Source organism: Enorma massiliensis phI (assembly GCF_000311845.1).
Lineage (GTDB): Bacteria > Actinomycetota > Coriobacteriia > Coriobacteriales > Coriobacteriaceae > Enorma > Enorma massiliensis.
Genome location: NZ_HE978574.1, coordinates 64,819 through 79,055 on the forward strand (window position 1 = coordinate 64,819; position 14,237 = coordinate 79,055).

Below are 14,237 nucleotides of genomic sequence, written 5' to 3' on the forward strand. Positions count from 1 at the left end.
ACCCGCACTACCTGCGCAAACGTCTTGGTATAGCGCTCGCCTACCCAGCCTCATCCATAAACACCGGGTCGAAATTGCACAAAGTACCCCACGAAAGCGCGAAAGCCCCCGGAATGGGGGCATTTGGCACTATGCGCTGAAGTCAAGCTCCTCAAGCCGGTCGAAAACGCGGTCAATGCGCGTGAGGAAGTCCCACGGATCGAAGATCTCGTCCAGCTTCTCGGACGGCACCGTGCAGCGCGGGTCGGCCTCGAGCTTCTCGCGGAAGGTGGTGCCGGCCTGGCACTGCTGCACCTCGCGCCACGTAGCCATGGCGTTCTCCTGCACGATGGCGTAGGCCTCCTCGCGCGTGATACCGGTGTCCACGAGCGCGAGCAGCACCTTCGAGGAGAAGATGAGGCCGCGGGTCTTGTAGAGGTTAGCCTTCATCTGCTCAGGGTACAGGATGAGGCCGTCCACGATGCGGATGAGGCACTGGAACATGTGGTCCAGCGCGATGAAGCTGTCGGCCTGCGCCACGCGCTCGGCGGAGCTGTGGCTGATGTCGCGCTCATGCCAGAGCGCCACGTTATCGAAGGCCACCTGCGCGTTAGCCTTCACCACGCGCGAGAGGCCGCAGACCTTCTCAAGCGTGATGGGGTTACGCTTGTGCGGCATGGCGGAGCTGCCCTTCTGCCCCTTCTTGAACGGCTCCTCGGCCTCGAGGGTGTCGGTCTTCTGGAGGTTGCGGATCTCTGTGGCGATGCGCTCGCAGGTAGCAGCGGTGGTGGCGAGGACACCTGCCAGGTAGGCGTGATGATCGCGGCTGATGACCTGCGTGGACAGCGGGTCGTGCACAAGGCCCAGGTGCTCGCAGACGTACTCCTCCACGAAGGGATCGATGGAGCTGTAGGTGCCAACCGCGCCGGAGATGGCGCCGAAGGCCACGTTGGCGCGGGCGTCGATAAGGCGGTCCAGGTCGCGGCGCAGCTCCCAGGCCCAGCTGCCGAACTTCATGCCGAAAGTCATGGGCTCAGCGTGGATGCCGTGGGTGCGGCCCACGCAAAGGGTGTCGCGCTCCTCGAAGGCGCGGCGCTTGCAAATCTCGCCGAGCTTACGACAGTCGTCGATGAGGATGTCGGTCGCCTGAACGAGCTGGTAGCAGAGCGCGGTGTCGCCCAGGTCGGAGCTGGTCATACCATAGTGCACCCAGCGGCTGGGCTTGGGCTCGCCCTCGGGGATGTCCTTGTCGATGTACTCTCCCATGTTGGTGAGGAAGGCGATGACGTCGTGGTTGGTGACGGCCTCGATGGCGTCGACCTCCTCCTTGTTGAAGGAGGCGTGCTCGCGGATGTAGGCGGCCTCCTCCTTGGTGATGCCGATCTTGCCCATCTCGGCGTGCGCCTCGCAGGCAAGCACCTCGATCTCCTGCCAGATGGCGTACTTGTTCTCGAGCGAGAAGATGTGGCCCATCTCCGGGCGGGTATAGCGGTCAATCATGCGAGCTCCTTCGATTGGGCTGCTGGCAGGTTATGCCGCAGCGATGCGCTGCAGCCAGATACACCTATTGTACGGGTTCGCGCGGTGGGACGGCGCGCAGGGCGCCTCAGTTCAAATGACGGGCACGATTTTGCGAGGGACGGGGCACTCACGAGCCTCGGAGATCAAAAACTTTCGGTTTTACACGGTTATATCGCGATGCACCGAGTAGCCGAGATTGTTCACGCAACAAAACCGCAGTTAGCAAGCGCGCAATAGTTCCGCCTACTCGGCATGCTGCGATATAACCGTGTAAAACCGAAAGTTTTGTTAAGCAAGCTCTTTTCCGGGAGTGGGAAAGCGGGTTACGGACCACAAATCCCGTGCAACATGTCCGCTATCCCGCAGGCGTCCCCATTCTCCATGCGCGCAAGGCAGCGCCAGTTAGTATAAGTTGATATTAATTCGTGCTACGACGCAAACGCGGGATTTGCCTCACGGATGAGATGGGGAAACTGCTCTTTGAGCAGGGTGAATGCCATCTGCACTTCCTCGGGAATGTCAACATGTGCGATGTAGCCGGCACCATGCGGGCCGTAGCCCGCGGCGTCGTCGGTCAGACGCGGGACCTCACCCATGAGCAGGCTCACATAGCGCTCCATATCCCACATGCCCTGGGGCTCGTGCTCGAACGAAAGCCCAAGCGGGGCAGTTAGGGGCTCTGCCGGTGCGACCGTCGCCCGATACGTCGCAAAGTTTACAACCTCAAGCTCGGGCGCGTGTAACCTCATGCTGGCACCAATCAGCATCGCCCGGAACGGAGGCGCTCAGCCTGTTCGCTCATACAATCTTTGAGTATTTGTCTTAGCCCTAGGCGAGTGACACCACTCCCCGAAAAGAGACAAGGAAACCGCGCGCTGCCTGCACCCGGCAAAACTATCAGCCTCGGCTTGTTGGCGTCCCGCTAGAATGAAAGATTGGAATCGCGAGCATGGCTAACTATCAATCTGCCAAAGCGAATACGAGCGGATTTCATGCTGATTGGGGAGAGTCGCTGATAGCGTTCTTGCTCGCGTAATTGACGCGGGTTATACTACTCCGTACGCCGTTCGCGGCAGACATACGCGGGCATCGCCAAGTGGTAAGGCATCAGCTTCCCAAGCTGACACTCGCGGGTTCGAGTCCCGTTGCCCGCTCCATGAATGAAAGGGGTCCCAGCAATGGGGCCCTTCTTTGTTTGGGCATGCTACACGGACTCGAACCGAGAGGTCGCGAGACTGAGGAAATGCATGAGCATTTCCCAGCGAGCGTGCGAGGGTGCAAGGCGCCCGAAGCTGCGGATTCGCGAAGCGAATACGCGAGTCCCGTTGCCCGCTCCAGAAACGTACAGGCCTCCAGCAATGGAGGCTTTTTCTGTCTGAGCACACCACGCAGAACACCTTCAACCGTCGGTTTAATCACAATACAGCGAAACATCGCAGGTATCCGTGCATGCCAAGCCGGTTCACGGTATCATTACCCCATTAGGGCCATTTCGATTTCCTCTTTTCTACACCCCACTTCACATGAGGAGAACCATGAATTTATCGCAGGCGACCGGGCGCGCATCCGAGCTGCCCGACTACGGCCTTCCTGGCAACGACCTCAACCCCAACACCCCCACACCCGATCAGCAGAAAAAAGTCCCGTTCATTATCAAGGTCTACGGACTGCTCTGCATGATCGACGGCATCGTCACCCTGCCCGTAGTCGCCATCTTCCTTGGCATGATCGCCTGGGCCCTCGGCGCCAACCCCGAGGCGATTTCAATCGGCACGGACCCAACGCTTCCCGTCATCATCGTCGCGCTGAGCATCGTGGTCACGGTTGTCAACTCGGTGGGCCTCATCGTGTTCGGCCGTTCCCTCCTCAAGAATCGCCGCCGTCACGCCGGGCGCTGGTCGTATCTGCTGCTTGCAACCACCTTCGTGCAGTTGCTCTTCAACGTGATGCTGTCCGGCATTGGAACCAATCTCATCTCGGGCATCATCCAGTTCTTCATTCTGCTCGCACTCTCCATCACGATCGACCCGTCGCTTCGAGAAGAGCGCATGCTCCAGCGCCGCCTGCGCGACCTTACAGATCAAGAAGCGGCCGAAGAGGGCATGCTCGGGCGCGACCTAGAAGGCAAGGGCTACATTCAGCTCAACTTCTTCAATTTGTTCTGGGTCTTCATGGTGTGCTGTGTCCTCGGACTCATCATCGAGGTCATCTATCACATGGTTGTGGTTGATCCCGGCGTATATCAAGACCGTGCGGGGCTCCTCTTCGGGCCCTTCTCACCCATATATGGCTGCGGGGCCGTGTTGCTCACCATTGCGCTCAACCGCTTCTACAAGGCAAACCCCATCATCATCTTCATCGTGTCCGCCATCATCGGCGGCGTGTTCGAGGCGTTCGTAAGCTGGTTCATGCAGACGGCCTTCGGTGCCGTTGCCTGGGACTACACCGGAATGATGCTCTTCGGCATCCCCGACCCCATCGCCATCGTATTCCAGGGGCGCACCAGCACTCCGTTCATGTGCATGTGGGGCGCACTTGGCTTCGCGTGGATCAAGCTCTGCCTACCGTGGCTCCTGAAGCTCATCAACATGATTCCATGGAAGCTGCGCTACTCGCTCACCACCGTGTGCGCAGTGCTCATGCTCGTCAACGCCGTCATGACGCTTCAGGCTCTCGACTGCTGGTTCGAACGTGTCTCGGGCACATCTGCCAGCACGCCCGTGGAAGAGTTTTATGCAGAGCACTTCGATAATGCCTACATGGCCAATCGCTTCCAGAGCATGACCATCCATCCCGAGGATACGAGTCGTGTGGACGACACTGCCTTTGCAGATGCCATGGCATCCGAGTCCGACACGGGCGCGGCGGGGAGCGCGGCCGCGACGAGATGAGTTATTGCCACCCAAAGCGCCGCCGCGGGAAGCACGGGCGGCGCTTTGGATGCACAGCCATACTCGTTTGCTATGTAGAAGAAACGTTGCCGGGCGAGGTTCACGCCGCGGCGGCGTCGAAGCGCTACGCCTCGGCCATCTCCTGCTTCATCTTGGAGATGACATCGCGGTACTCGGGCATGGTGGCACCGAGAATCTGCGTAGCGTAGATGGCAGCGTTCTTCGCGCCATTGATGGCAACGCACGCAACTGGCACACCAGAAGGCATCTGCACCATGGAGAGGAGCGAATCGAGTCCACCAAGGTCGCTCGTCTTCATGGGGACGCCAATCACGGGAAGCGGCGTGAAGGCGGCAACCACGCCGCCCAGGTGCGCGGCCTTGCCCGCTGCAGCGATAATGACCTTGAGTCCGCGCTCGTGGGCAGTTCCCGCCCACTCATGCACCTTATCGGGGTTACGGTGTGCGCTCGCGATTACCAGCTCGTACGGAACGCCAAGCTCCTCGAGCTCCTTCGTGCACCCCTCCATGGTAGGAAGGTCCGACTTCGACCCCATGATGATGCCGACAAGCGGCGCCTTCTCCTGATCTGCCATGCTTTCTCCTCAATATCCGATAACGCGGCCTAGCGGCCAAATGCTACGTAGCCAGTATAGCCCGATAGATGAAATAACGGCGCGCATCCCGATGCGGTTCTGTACATACGAGACGTTTTAGGTACTATTACTATCCAGTTTTGGGTAGGTATCCCAAGCGAATACGGGTACACCGTTGGCAGCTTCCTAACACCACTGCCAACCCGGATGCCCCGAACAAAACAGGTGCGCGGAAACGCCAACCTGCAAGCGCCAGCAAGGAGGTGCCATAATGATTCGCGTAGACATCGAGACCATCATCATGGCCTCCGGCCCGGTTCCATCGGTCATCGTTCTGCGTGAGCGCGGAAACGGCGAGAGCGCCAACGCACCGTCGCGCTCGCTTTCCATACAGACGGGATCCGTCGAGGCGGCAGCGATCAGCCGCGGAATCGACAACTCCCAGAACAACGGTCGACCCATCACGCACGACCTGTTCATCGAGACGCTTCGTCAGCTCAACGTGAAGCTTGAGCGGGTTGAAATCAACCGCGTTGATGCGCCCGTCTTCTTCGCCCGGCTCGTGCTCGTGCGCGAAGGTGCAGACGAGCAGATCGAAGAGCTTGCCATCGACGCGCGGCCCAGCGATGCACTCGCGCTCGCCGTGCGCTCCAACGCGCCCGTCTTCGTTGAGGACGATGTCATGAACCGCGCCGGCACCATCTCGTATCGCACGGCCCAGCAAAGCGGTGAAGACGAGTTCAAGCAGTTCGACCAGTTCGTGCAGACGCTCTCACCGGATGACTTCTAGGTTGCGTTCAGCGCATCAAGGCGGCTGCGCGCGTTCGTTCCAGTTTTGGGAACATCTATTCTGCGATGCCGTGCGCACGACGCACCCCATGAGGTAAAACCGCAGGATACGTTTATCTTGAAACGCCAAGCGCGGCCGTCTAGGACCATTCCCCAAAAAGAAGCTCCCAGAAGTGGAACGAACGTTGGAGCTTCATGCATGAACATACAAACGGCCGGGGCGCGCTCGCTCCCGGCCGTTTTTTCACGAGATAATCGATGCGATAAGGCAGCAACTCTCTTGCGTTGAGGCGGCTACTCGTCCATCAGATCCTCGAGCGCCTCGTCCGCCGCACCGATGTCGACCCGCTCATCGCCGCCATCGATTGCCCCCAGGTCGAGCGACATCTGGCCCTCGGCCACGCCCGTCGCCTTGGGCTTCTTCTTGGCGCTCGTCATGCGGGCCACAGCGGTCACGCGGTCGCCGTCTGCCACCGACATCATCTTCACGCCCTGGGTCGCGCGGCCGGTCTGCGAGATCTCGCTCGTCTTGACGCGAATGACCGTAGCCCCCTCGGTGATGATGAAGAGCTCGTGCTGCGGGCCCACCGTCTTCATGGCAGCAAGGTTCCCCTTGCGCGCCGTCATTTGGATGGTATACACGCCCTGGCCGCCGCGGTTCTGGCACGGATAGTCGGCAACCGGCGTGCGTTTGCCGAAGCCGCGCTCAGTGATCACGAAAAGATCGCCCCTGCCATTGGTGATCTCCATGCCAAGCACCTCGGCGCCATCCTTCATGGTGATGCCGCGCACGCCCGAGGTGTCGCGACCGGTGGCGCGCACCTGCTCCTCCTCGAACATGATGGCCTTGCCGGCAGTCGTGGCCATGATGATCTTGTCGCCCTCGCGCACGCGGCGCACGTCGAGCAGGTCGTCGCCAGCCTTCAGGTTGATGGCGATGATGCCGTCGCGGCGGCTACGGTTGTAAGCGCTCATCACGGTCTTCTTGACCATGCCCTGCTTGGTGGCGAAGAGCAGGAATTCGTTCTCGGGGAACTCGCGGCAGCTGATCACGCTCGCAATCTTCTCGCCCTCCTCGAAGGGCAGGAGGTTCACGATCGCGGTTCCGCGGGCTTGGCGCGTGCCGATGGGCAGCTCATGCACCTTAAGACGGTACACCTTGCCTCGATTCGAGAAGAACAGCACGTACTCGTGCGTGCTCGCGATGAACATCTCGGCGATGACGTCGTCCTCTTTGAGGTTCACGCCCGAAACGCCCTTGCCACCGCGCTTCTGAGAGCGGTAGGTGGCAACCGGGATGCGCTTCACATACCCGGTGTGCGTGATGGTCACGACCATGTCCTCGTCGGCGATGAGGTCCTCAACATCGAGGTCCTTCTCGGCCGCGGCGATCTCGGTGCGGCGCTTGTCGGCGTACTTCTTCTCGATCTCGCGCATCTCTTCCTTGATGACGCCGAGGATCTTCTCCTCATGCGCCAGAAGGTCCTCGTAATAGGCGATGGCGCGGCGGAGCCCCGCGAGCTCTTCCTCGATCTTATCGCGCTCGAGACCGGTCAGGCGGCGGAGCTTCATCTCCAGGATGGCGTTCGTCTGTTCCTGCGTGAACCCAAAGCGATCGATGAGGCGTGCGCTGGCCTCGGCATCGGTCTGCGAGGAGCGGATGATTTGGATGACCTCGTCGATGTGGTCGAGCGCGAGGAGATAACCCTCGAGGATGTGCGCGCGGGCTTGGGCCTTCTTGAGGTCGTAGCGCGTGCGGCGGGTCACCACGTCGACCTGATGGTCGATGTAGCAGCGCAGGATCTCGGGGAGCGAGAGGCACTTGGGAACGCCGTCCACGAGGGCAAGGTTGTTTACGCCGAAGGTGGTCTGCAGCGAGGTGAACTTGTACAGGTTGTTGAGCACGACCTGCGGGATGACGCCCTTCTTGAGCTCGATGACGAGGCGAATACCCTTGCTCGTGGATTCATCGCGCATGTCGGAGATACCCTCGATGCGCTTCTCGTTCACGAGCTGAGCGATCTTCTCCTGCAGCGTACCCTTGTTCACCTGATAGGGAATCTCGGTGAACACGAGGCGGTTACGGCCGGTCTTGGTGGACTCCACATGCGCCTTCGCGCGCACGGTGATGGAGCCGCGCCCGGTCTCGTAAGCCTGGCGAATTCCGTCGGACCCCATGATGACCGCACCCGTAGGGAAGTCGGGACCGGGCATGACCTGCATGAGTTCGTCGACCGTCGCGTCGGGATGGTCGATGTAGTAGCAGGTCGCCTCGATCGCCTCGCCGAGGTTGTGCGGTGGGATGTTCGTTGCCATGCCGACCGCGATGCCCGAGGAGCCGTTAACGAGCAGGTTGGGGAAGCGCGCGGGGAGCACCTGGGGCTCGGCGAGCGATTCGTCGTAGTTGGGCTGCCAATCAACGGTGTCCTTCTGGAGGTCACGGAGGAGCTCCATGGCAGGACGAGCCAGGCGGCTCTCGGTATAACGCATGGCTGCGGCGGAGTCGCCGTCGATGTTGCCGAAGTTGCCGTGACCGTCGATCAGCGGGGTGCGCATGGAGAACCATTGCGCGAGGCGGACCATCGTGTCGTAGACTGCGAAATCGCCGTGCGGATGGTACTTGCCGATAACCTCGCCGACCGTCCAGGCCGACTTCTTGTGCGGACGGTTGGGGTAGATGCCGCTCTCGTTCATGGCGTAGAGGATGCGGCGGTGAACGGGCTTCAGACCGTCGCGCACGTCGGGCAGGGCGCGGGCGGTGATGACCGACATCGAGTATTCGATGAAGCTCTGGCGCATCTCGTGGCCGAACTCGCTGATCTGCAGCGAACCACCGTTGATGTCTTCGCCGGCGTCTTCACCGCGGTCGATGTCGCCAAAGCTCTCCTCGAGCTCGCCCTCGTCCTCCTCTTCCTCGTCGCCCTCGTCTTCGACGTAGACGTCGGTGCCCTCGTCGTCGCTTTCGGCGCGGGCGAGCAGGCGCCTCAGATCCTCGGGCAACCCCTCAGATTCCGGCGTCTCCGGCGTGTTGTTCATATCGTCTGCCACGTACTACCTCCTGGTTTCGTCGTGGTCGTCCAGTCTGACTATGGGGACGGGCTCATCCGTCAGACCATGCTGCCTGACATCAATCGATGACTCAAAATGGACCCGTCCCAGAATGACTCTCAGGGATGGTTCAAAATGGACCCGTCCCAAAATGACCCATTAGGCGTCGAGGAAGCGGGCGTCGTGCGCGTGCTTCTCGATATACTCCCGGCGGAACTCAACCTGGTTGCCCATGAGCTCGCGCACAGCGCGGTCGGCAGCCACGGCGTCGTCGATGGTAACCCGCTGCAAGATGCGCGTCTTGGGGTCCATGGTCGTCGAGGCGAGCTGCTTGGGATCCATCTCACCCAAACCCTTGTAGCGCTGAACGGTGTAGCCGCGGCGCTTCTTGGTGACCTTGCCGCTCGCGTCGTCGCCATCATCGTCGGGGTTGAGGCCCAGACTCTTGATGGTGTCGCGCAGGATTTCTTCCTCCGGCTGACGGCCGTTGGGATACACGTAGTGGATCTTGTTGCGCACCTTCACGCCAAAGATGGGCGGGCACGCAACGTAGACGTATCCGGCATCGATGAGCGGGCGCATGTACTTGTAGAAGAACGTGAGCAAGAGGATGCGGATATGGGCGCCGTCCACGTCGGCATCGGTCATGATGATGATCTTGTGGTAGCGTGCCTTCGTGATGTCGAAGTCGCCGCCATCGCCCAAGCTCGTGGTCACGCCGGTGCCGATCGCCGTGATGAGCGACTGGATGGTATCGCTCGAGAACGCACGGTGGTCGCCCACGCGCTCAACGTTCAAGATCTTGCCGCGCAGCGGCAGGATTGCCTGGATATCGCGGCGGCGGCCGTCCTTCGCGGACCCGCCTGCGGAGTCGCCCTCTACGATGAAGAGCTCGGTCATCTCGGCATCGCGCACCGAGCAGTCCGCGAGCTTGCCGGGAAGCGATGCGCTTTCGAGCAGGCTCTTGCGGCGCGTGGCCTCGCGGGCCTTGCGGGCGGCGTTGCGCGCCTTCGACGCCTGCTGCGCCTTCTTCACGATCTCGCGGGCGGCCTTGGGGTGCTCCTCAAGGTAGTCGGTAAGGCCGTCGGTTACGACCTTGAGCACGAGCGCGCGCATGAACGAGCTGCCGAGCTTGGCCTTGGTCTGACCCTCGAACTGCGGGTCCGCAAGCTTGACGGAAATGACCGCGGCAAGGCCTTCGCGCACGTCATCGCCGGTAAGTTTGTCGGTATCCTTCTTCAGCATGTTCTGCTTCTTCGCGTAATCGTTGATCACGCGGGTGAGCGCTGTGCGGAAGCCCTCAAGGTGCATGCCGCCCTCGGGGGTGTAGATGTCGTTCGCGAAGCTCATGACCGTTTCGGAATACGAGGTGTTCCACTGCAGGGCGACCTCGACCTCGCCGGTGCGGTCGACCGGAGCGTCCGGCTCGCTCTTGCCCGTCAGGTAGATGGGGCGCTTGAGTCCGTCGGGGATCTCGCGCCCTTCGTTCAGGAACTTCACGAAGTCGACGATGCCGCCCTCGTAGCAGAACTCATCAACGCGCGGCATGAGCTCGCGCTCGTCCTTGAGCACGATCTTCAGGTTCTTGTTCAGAAACGCCGTCTCCTGCAGGCGGTTGCGCAGCGTCTCGTAGTCGAAGACCGTGGTCTCGAAGATCTCGTCATCCGGCCAGAACGTCGTCGTGGTGCCGGTGCTCTTAGCGGTTCCCACTTCCTTCATCTTCATCGTGGTCTTGCCGCGGCTGAACTGCATCTCGTAGATCTTGCCGCCTCGCTTGACCTGCACGACCATCTTCTTGGAGAGGGCATTTACCACCGAGACGCCCACGCCGTGGAGGCCGCCCGAAACCTTATAGGCGGAGTTGTCGAACTTACCGCCCGCGTGGAGGATCGTCATAACGACTTCCAGCGTGGGGATCTTCTTCACGGGATGCTTGTCCACGGGGATGCCGCGGCCGTTGTCCACAACGGTAACGGAGTTATCGGCATGCACCGTCACCTCGATCTTGGTGCAGAAGCCCGCCATGGCCTCGTCGACCGAGTTGTCGACAATCTCCCATACGAGATGGTGCAGGCCGCTGGCACTCGTTGAACCGATGTACATGCCGGGGCGTTTGCGAACGGCTTCGAGACCTTCGAGAATCTTAATCTCGCTACCGTCGTACTGTTCCTTTTTTGCCACGTATTCTCCCTTTCGACCACATCGATTGCGTGTGAGATCGCAAAGTTCAGTTAGCCTATCTATGATAGCCGAATACGCGCGCTGTCTTTACGGCGTGTGAGTACCTCTACAAGGCCACCAGATTGGATTTACGCCTTGTTTTTCAAGTCGGTACCCTTTTTCCACTCCATACTCGCCTTCATGGCCTTTTTGAGCGATTTACGCAAACGGTCGTCGGCGATGGGCGCCACCGCCGCGTCGATGGCCCCCTCCTCCTCCGCGCTCAAAGGAGCGGTGCTGGGCGGGGTCGGCGCCGCCTTCTTCTCCCCGCGCGGGCGCTCGACGCCGGAGCGCTTGAACCCCGGTTTCGTGGTGCGGAAGACGAATCCATCAAGCCTCACCCCTTCGCGCTCCATGCGCGCGCGGATGATCTCGCGGAGCATCGCCATCTCTTGCGTCCACACGGCATCGTCGAGGTAGACGAGAAGCTTGTTTTGATCGGAGAGATACCTGAGGCCGGTCACGTGCTCCCCCTCGCGCGTGCCGCCGCACACCGCATTCCACGCGCGGTAGACGCCGCGGGCCGCCTCTGCCTTGCGCATGCGCTCGAGCTGCTCGGGCGTGGCACGGGAGACGATGTCCTGCCGGACCTGGCCCATGATCGAAGAGACGGCAACAGTCGACCGCTCGCGCTCGAAGCCTCCGTCGGTTCTACTTGATGCCCCCACCGATCTTCACCACCTTCGCCCGCTCAAGCGCCGAATCATCGAAGTAGCCGAGGTTGGTGGTCGTAATCACCGTCTGCACGCCACCGCCCACGAGCCCCAGAAACGCTTGTCGGCGCGTCTCGTCGAGCTCGCTCATCACATCGTCGAGCAGAAGCAGAGGAGGCCTGCCGAGAATCTCGCGCGTCACCTCGACCTCGGCGATCTTCCATGCGAGCACGAGGCTTCGCTGCTGCCCCTGCGATGCGAAGGTCCTGGCATCCCGACCGTCTATCGTGAACGCGACCTCATCGCGATGGGGCCCCACCAACGTGATGCCGCGCCGCAGCTCCTCGCCGGCGCGCTCGTCTAGGGCCGCCGCAATCCGCGCCCGCACCGCCTCGATGCGGTCGGCGCGCGAGGATGCATCGGCGGCGGCCGGCAGCATGATGGCGTCGGAGGAGCCCCATGAGGGAACATATGAAACGTCCGCAGCCTCGCCACCCGAGAGCCCGGCATACACATCGATGAGGCGTTCGCGAATACGGCTCAGCAGCGCGAGTCGGTGCACCGTAAGCGCCGCGCCCGTGGATGCGATGGAGTCGTTCCAGGCGTCCAGAAGGTCACGCGTGCAGAACGGCTCCTTGAGCAGGGAGTTGCGCTGCTCGACGGTGCGCTCGTAGGTGCCGGCCAGCTGGGCGTAGCTCTCGTTGAGCTGGATACCGAAGCCGTCGAGCGCCTCGCGCCGCAATCGGGCGCCGCGCTTCACCAGGTCTAGGTCGTCGGGACAGAAGAGCACCGAAGGAACGACGCCGCGCACACCAGCCGCACGGCACCGCTTGCCGTTGCGCATGAACGACCGCTTGCCGTCTTCAACCACGCACCCCATATCGATCACGCGGCCCTCGCCCTCGAGCGTGAGCTTCATCGAGCAGCGCGTGCCTCCCGCGCGGACGAGCTCACGGGGCGACGGCTTCCTGAACGACCGCCCCGACGTAAGCAGCTGCAACGCCTCGACAAGGTTGGTCTTGCCCACGGCGTTGTGTCCCACGAGCACCGTGACGCCGCGGGCAAGATCGAGCTCGAACGAGGGGAAGCTACGGTATTCGGTAACCGAGAGCGTGCGCGCGTATATGGACATGACGGCGGCTGCGGGGTCTTCGCTATTCGCTCAAGCGAATCGGCATGGCGAGGTAGAGGTAATTGACCTTGCCATACGTTTTGAATACGGCGGGACGCCCGTAATCTTGAATCTCGAGGGTGAGGTCCTTGTCATGGCCCGCCATATTGAAGAAGTCGGCGATGTAGTGGCACGAGAAGCCCGTGCAGCCGCTCTTGCCTTCAGCATCGATATCCAACGTCTCGCTCGCATAGCCCTGATCGCTCGAGATAAGCGTGAGCTTGAGCACGCCCGCCTCGGTGTCGATATCAAAACGCAGCGTGGGGTTACCCGAACCGATTGCCGAGACGCGCTTCACCGCCGCGGCGAAGGAGGCGTTATCGAGCTTCGCCGTCATCGCGCACGCCGAGGGGATGAGCATGCGGTAGCTGGGGAACGACTCTTTCATGCGGCGCGTCACGTAGCACGTATTCCCCGCCTCGAAGACCACCTGGGCGTCCGTTACGCCCACCATGATGGTTGGCGCGTCGCCCATGACGGAGAGGGCGTCGTTGAGCGACTCGGAGGGCACGATCGCCTCGAAGCTTCCCTCCAGGTTCGAGGTCTCCACCTGGGTATCGCATACAGCCAGACGGTATGAGTCCGTCGCAACCAGGCGGATCGTGTTGTTCTCCACGGTCATCAGAACGCCCGTGAGAACGCCGCGGCTGCGATCCTTCGACGCCACGCGCCACACGCGCGACACCATCTCGGAAAGCACGCTCACCGGCAGGTCGACGCACGACTCAATAGCATAGGCGGGGAACTCGGGGAAGTCGCGGGGGTCAAGCATGTTCAAGCGGAACGAGCTCTTGGCGCATGAGATGACCGCCTGGCGCTCAACGACCTCGAAGCTCACCGGAGCGTCGGGCAGCGCCTTCGTGATGTTCGAGAAGAGCTTGCAGGGAACGACCGCCTCTCCCGGCTCATCCACGCGCGCGGTGATGCGATGCTTGATGGAGATCTCGGTATTTGTCGTATGGAGTTCCAGAACGCCGTCATAGGCTTTGATGAGTACGCCGTTCAAAATGGGGAGGGTGGTTGCGCCGCCCGCGCCCTTGAGTACGACGGAGAGGGCATCGGCGAGGGAGTCTTGACTCACGGTGAACTTCATGGCGCGCCTTTCTTTTATATATAGATATATATCTAAAACCAACTATTACAATTAGACCGTTGAAGATGTGGAAAGCTTGGATACGGGCAGGTCGGACGCGTTGTTTTATTGAACATAGACCTGTTGGCAAGCACCCTTGTTTTCCACAGCGCCGAGGCACCTCCTTGATTCTCCACCACTGCCCCCGTGTTTTCAACAGGCTTTCGAGCACCTCTCAACATGTTTTCAACTCCCCGGTTGGCAGTGGTTGCACCCGTGGACGGACCCTCCTCGCCGC

Annotated in this window: 10 protein-coding genes and 1 tRNA gene; 3 read left to right on the top strand and 8 right to left on the bottom strand. The window is 61.2% G+C overall.

Annotated elements, in window-relative coordinates:
- Nucleotides 1–129 precede the first annotated feature (129 nt).
- Both purB and HGEM_RS00305 read right to left on the bottom strand, forming a co-directional pair.
- Entirely contained in the window at nucleotides 130–1,479 is a 1,350-nt protein-coding gene (purB, locus tag HGEM_RS00300) for an adenylosuccinate lyase (RefSeq protein WP_019127396.1), read from the bottom strand.
- Nucleotides 1,480–1,928: 449 nt separating this feature from the next.
- Nucleotides 1,929–2,249 carry a hypothetical protein gene (locus HGEM_RS00305; RefSeq protein WP_051008414.1) on the bottom strand — a complete coding sequence of 107 codons (321 nt, stop codon included), beginning with the start codon at nucleotides 2,247–2,249 and terminating at the stop codon, nucleotides 1,929–1,931.
- Between the two features lie 333 nt (nucleotides 2,250–2,582).
- Here HGEM_RS00305 and HGEM_RS00310 point away from each other — a divergent pair.
- Together HGEM_RS00310 and HGEM_RS00315 are read left to right on the top strand one after the other, a co-directional pair.
- Nucleotides 2,583–2,657 (top strand) — tRNA-Gly (locus HGEM_RS00310).
- Between the two features lie 378 nt (nucleotides 2,658–3,035).
- Nucleotides 3,036–4,391 carry a putative ABC transporter permease gene (locus HGEM_RS00315; RefSeq protein WP_019127398.1) on the top strand — a complete coding sequence of 452 codons (1,356 nt, stop codon included), beginning with the start codon at nucleotides 3,036–3,038 and terminating at the stop codon, nucleotides 4,389–4,391.
- A 124-nt stretch (nucleotides 4,392–4,515) separates the two neighbouring features.
- On the opposite strand, the gene purE is transcribed toward HGEM_RS00315, so the two are convergent.
- Complete coding sequence (gene purE / locus HGEM_RS00320; protein WP_019127399.1) at nucleotides 4,516–4,986, bottom strand: 5-(carboxyamino)imidazole ribonucleotide mutase; 471 nt, start codon at nucleotides 4,984–4,986, stop codon at nucleotides 4,516–4,518.
- A gap of 271 nt (nucleotides 4,987–5,257) precedes the next feature.
- On the opposite strand from purE, the gene HGEM_RS00325 reads away from it, so the two are divergent.
- Complete coding sequence (locus HGEM_RS00325) at nucleotides 5,258–5,776, top strand: bifunctional nuclease family protein (RefSeq protein ID WP_019127400.1); 519 nt, start codon at nucleotides 5,258–5,260, stop codon at nucleotides 5,774–5,776.
- 293 nt (nucleotides 5,777–6,069) lie between these two features.
- On the opposite strand, the gene gyrA is transcribed toward HGEM_RS00325, so the two are convergent.
- From gyrA to dnaN, 5 genes are all read right to left on the bottom strand, one after another.
- The gene (gyrA, locus tag HGEM_RS00330; RefSeq protein ID WP_035100809.1) at nucleotides 6,070–8,811 is read right to left on the bottom strand and encodes a DNA gyrase subunit A; all 2,742 of its coding nucleotides are present in this window, start codon (nucleotides 8,809–8,811) and stop codon (nucleotides 6,070–6,072) included.
- 171 nt (nucleotides 8,812–8,982) lie between these two features.
- Complete coding sequence (gyrB, locus tag HGEM_RS00335) at nucleotides 8,983–11,004, bottom strand: DNA topoisomerase (ATP-hydrolyzing) subunit B (RefSeq protein WP_019127402.1); 2,022 nt, start codon at nucleotides 11,002–11,004, stop codon at nucleotides 8,983–8,985.
- Between the two features lie 128 nt (nucleotides 11,005–11,132).
- A complete protein-coding gene (locus tag HGEM_RS00340) occupies nucleotides 11,133–11,711 on the bottom strand; it encodes a DciA family protein (protein ID WP_019127403.1) in 579 nt (192 codons plus the stop codon).
- On the bottom strand, nucleotides 11,695–12,828 hold the full coding sequence (gene recF, locus HGEM_RS00345) for a DNA replication/repair protein RecF (protein ID WP_019127404.1): 1,134 nt from the start codon (nucleotides 12,826–12,828) through the stop codon (nucleotides 11,695–11,697). Before recF ends, HGEM_RS00340 begins: the two co-directional genes overlap by 17 nt.
- Nucleotides 12,829–12,850: 22 nt before the next feature.
- The gene (gene dnaN, locus HGEM_RS00350; RefSeq protein WP_019127405.1) at nucleotides 12,851–13,960 is read right to left on the bottom strand and encodes a DNA polymerase III subunit beta; all 1,110 of its coding nucleotides are present in this window, start codon (nucleotides 13,958–13,960) and stop codon (nucleotides 12,851–12,853) included.
- Between the last annotated feature and the right edge of the window lie 277 nt (nucleotides 13,961–14,237).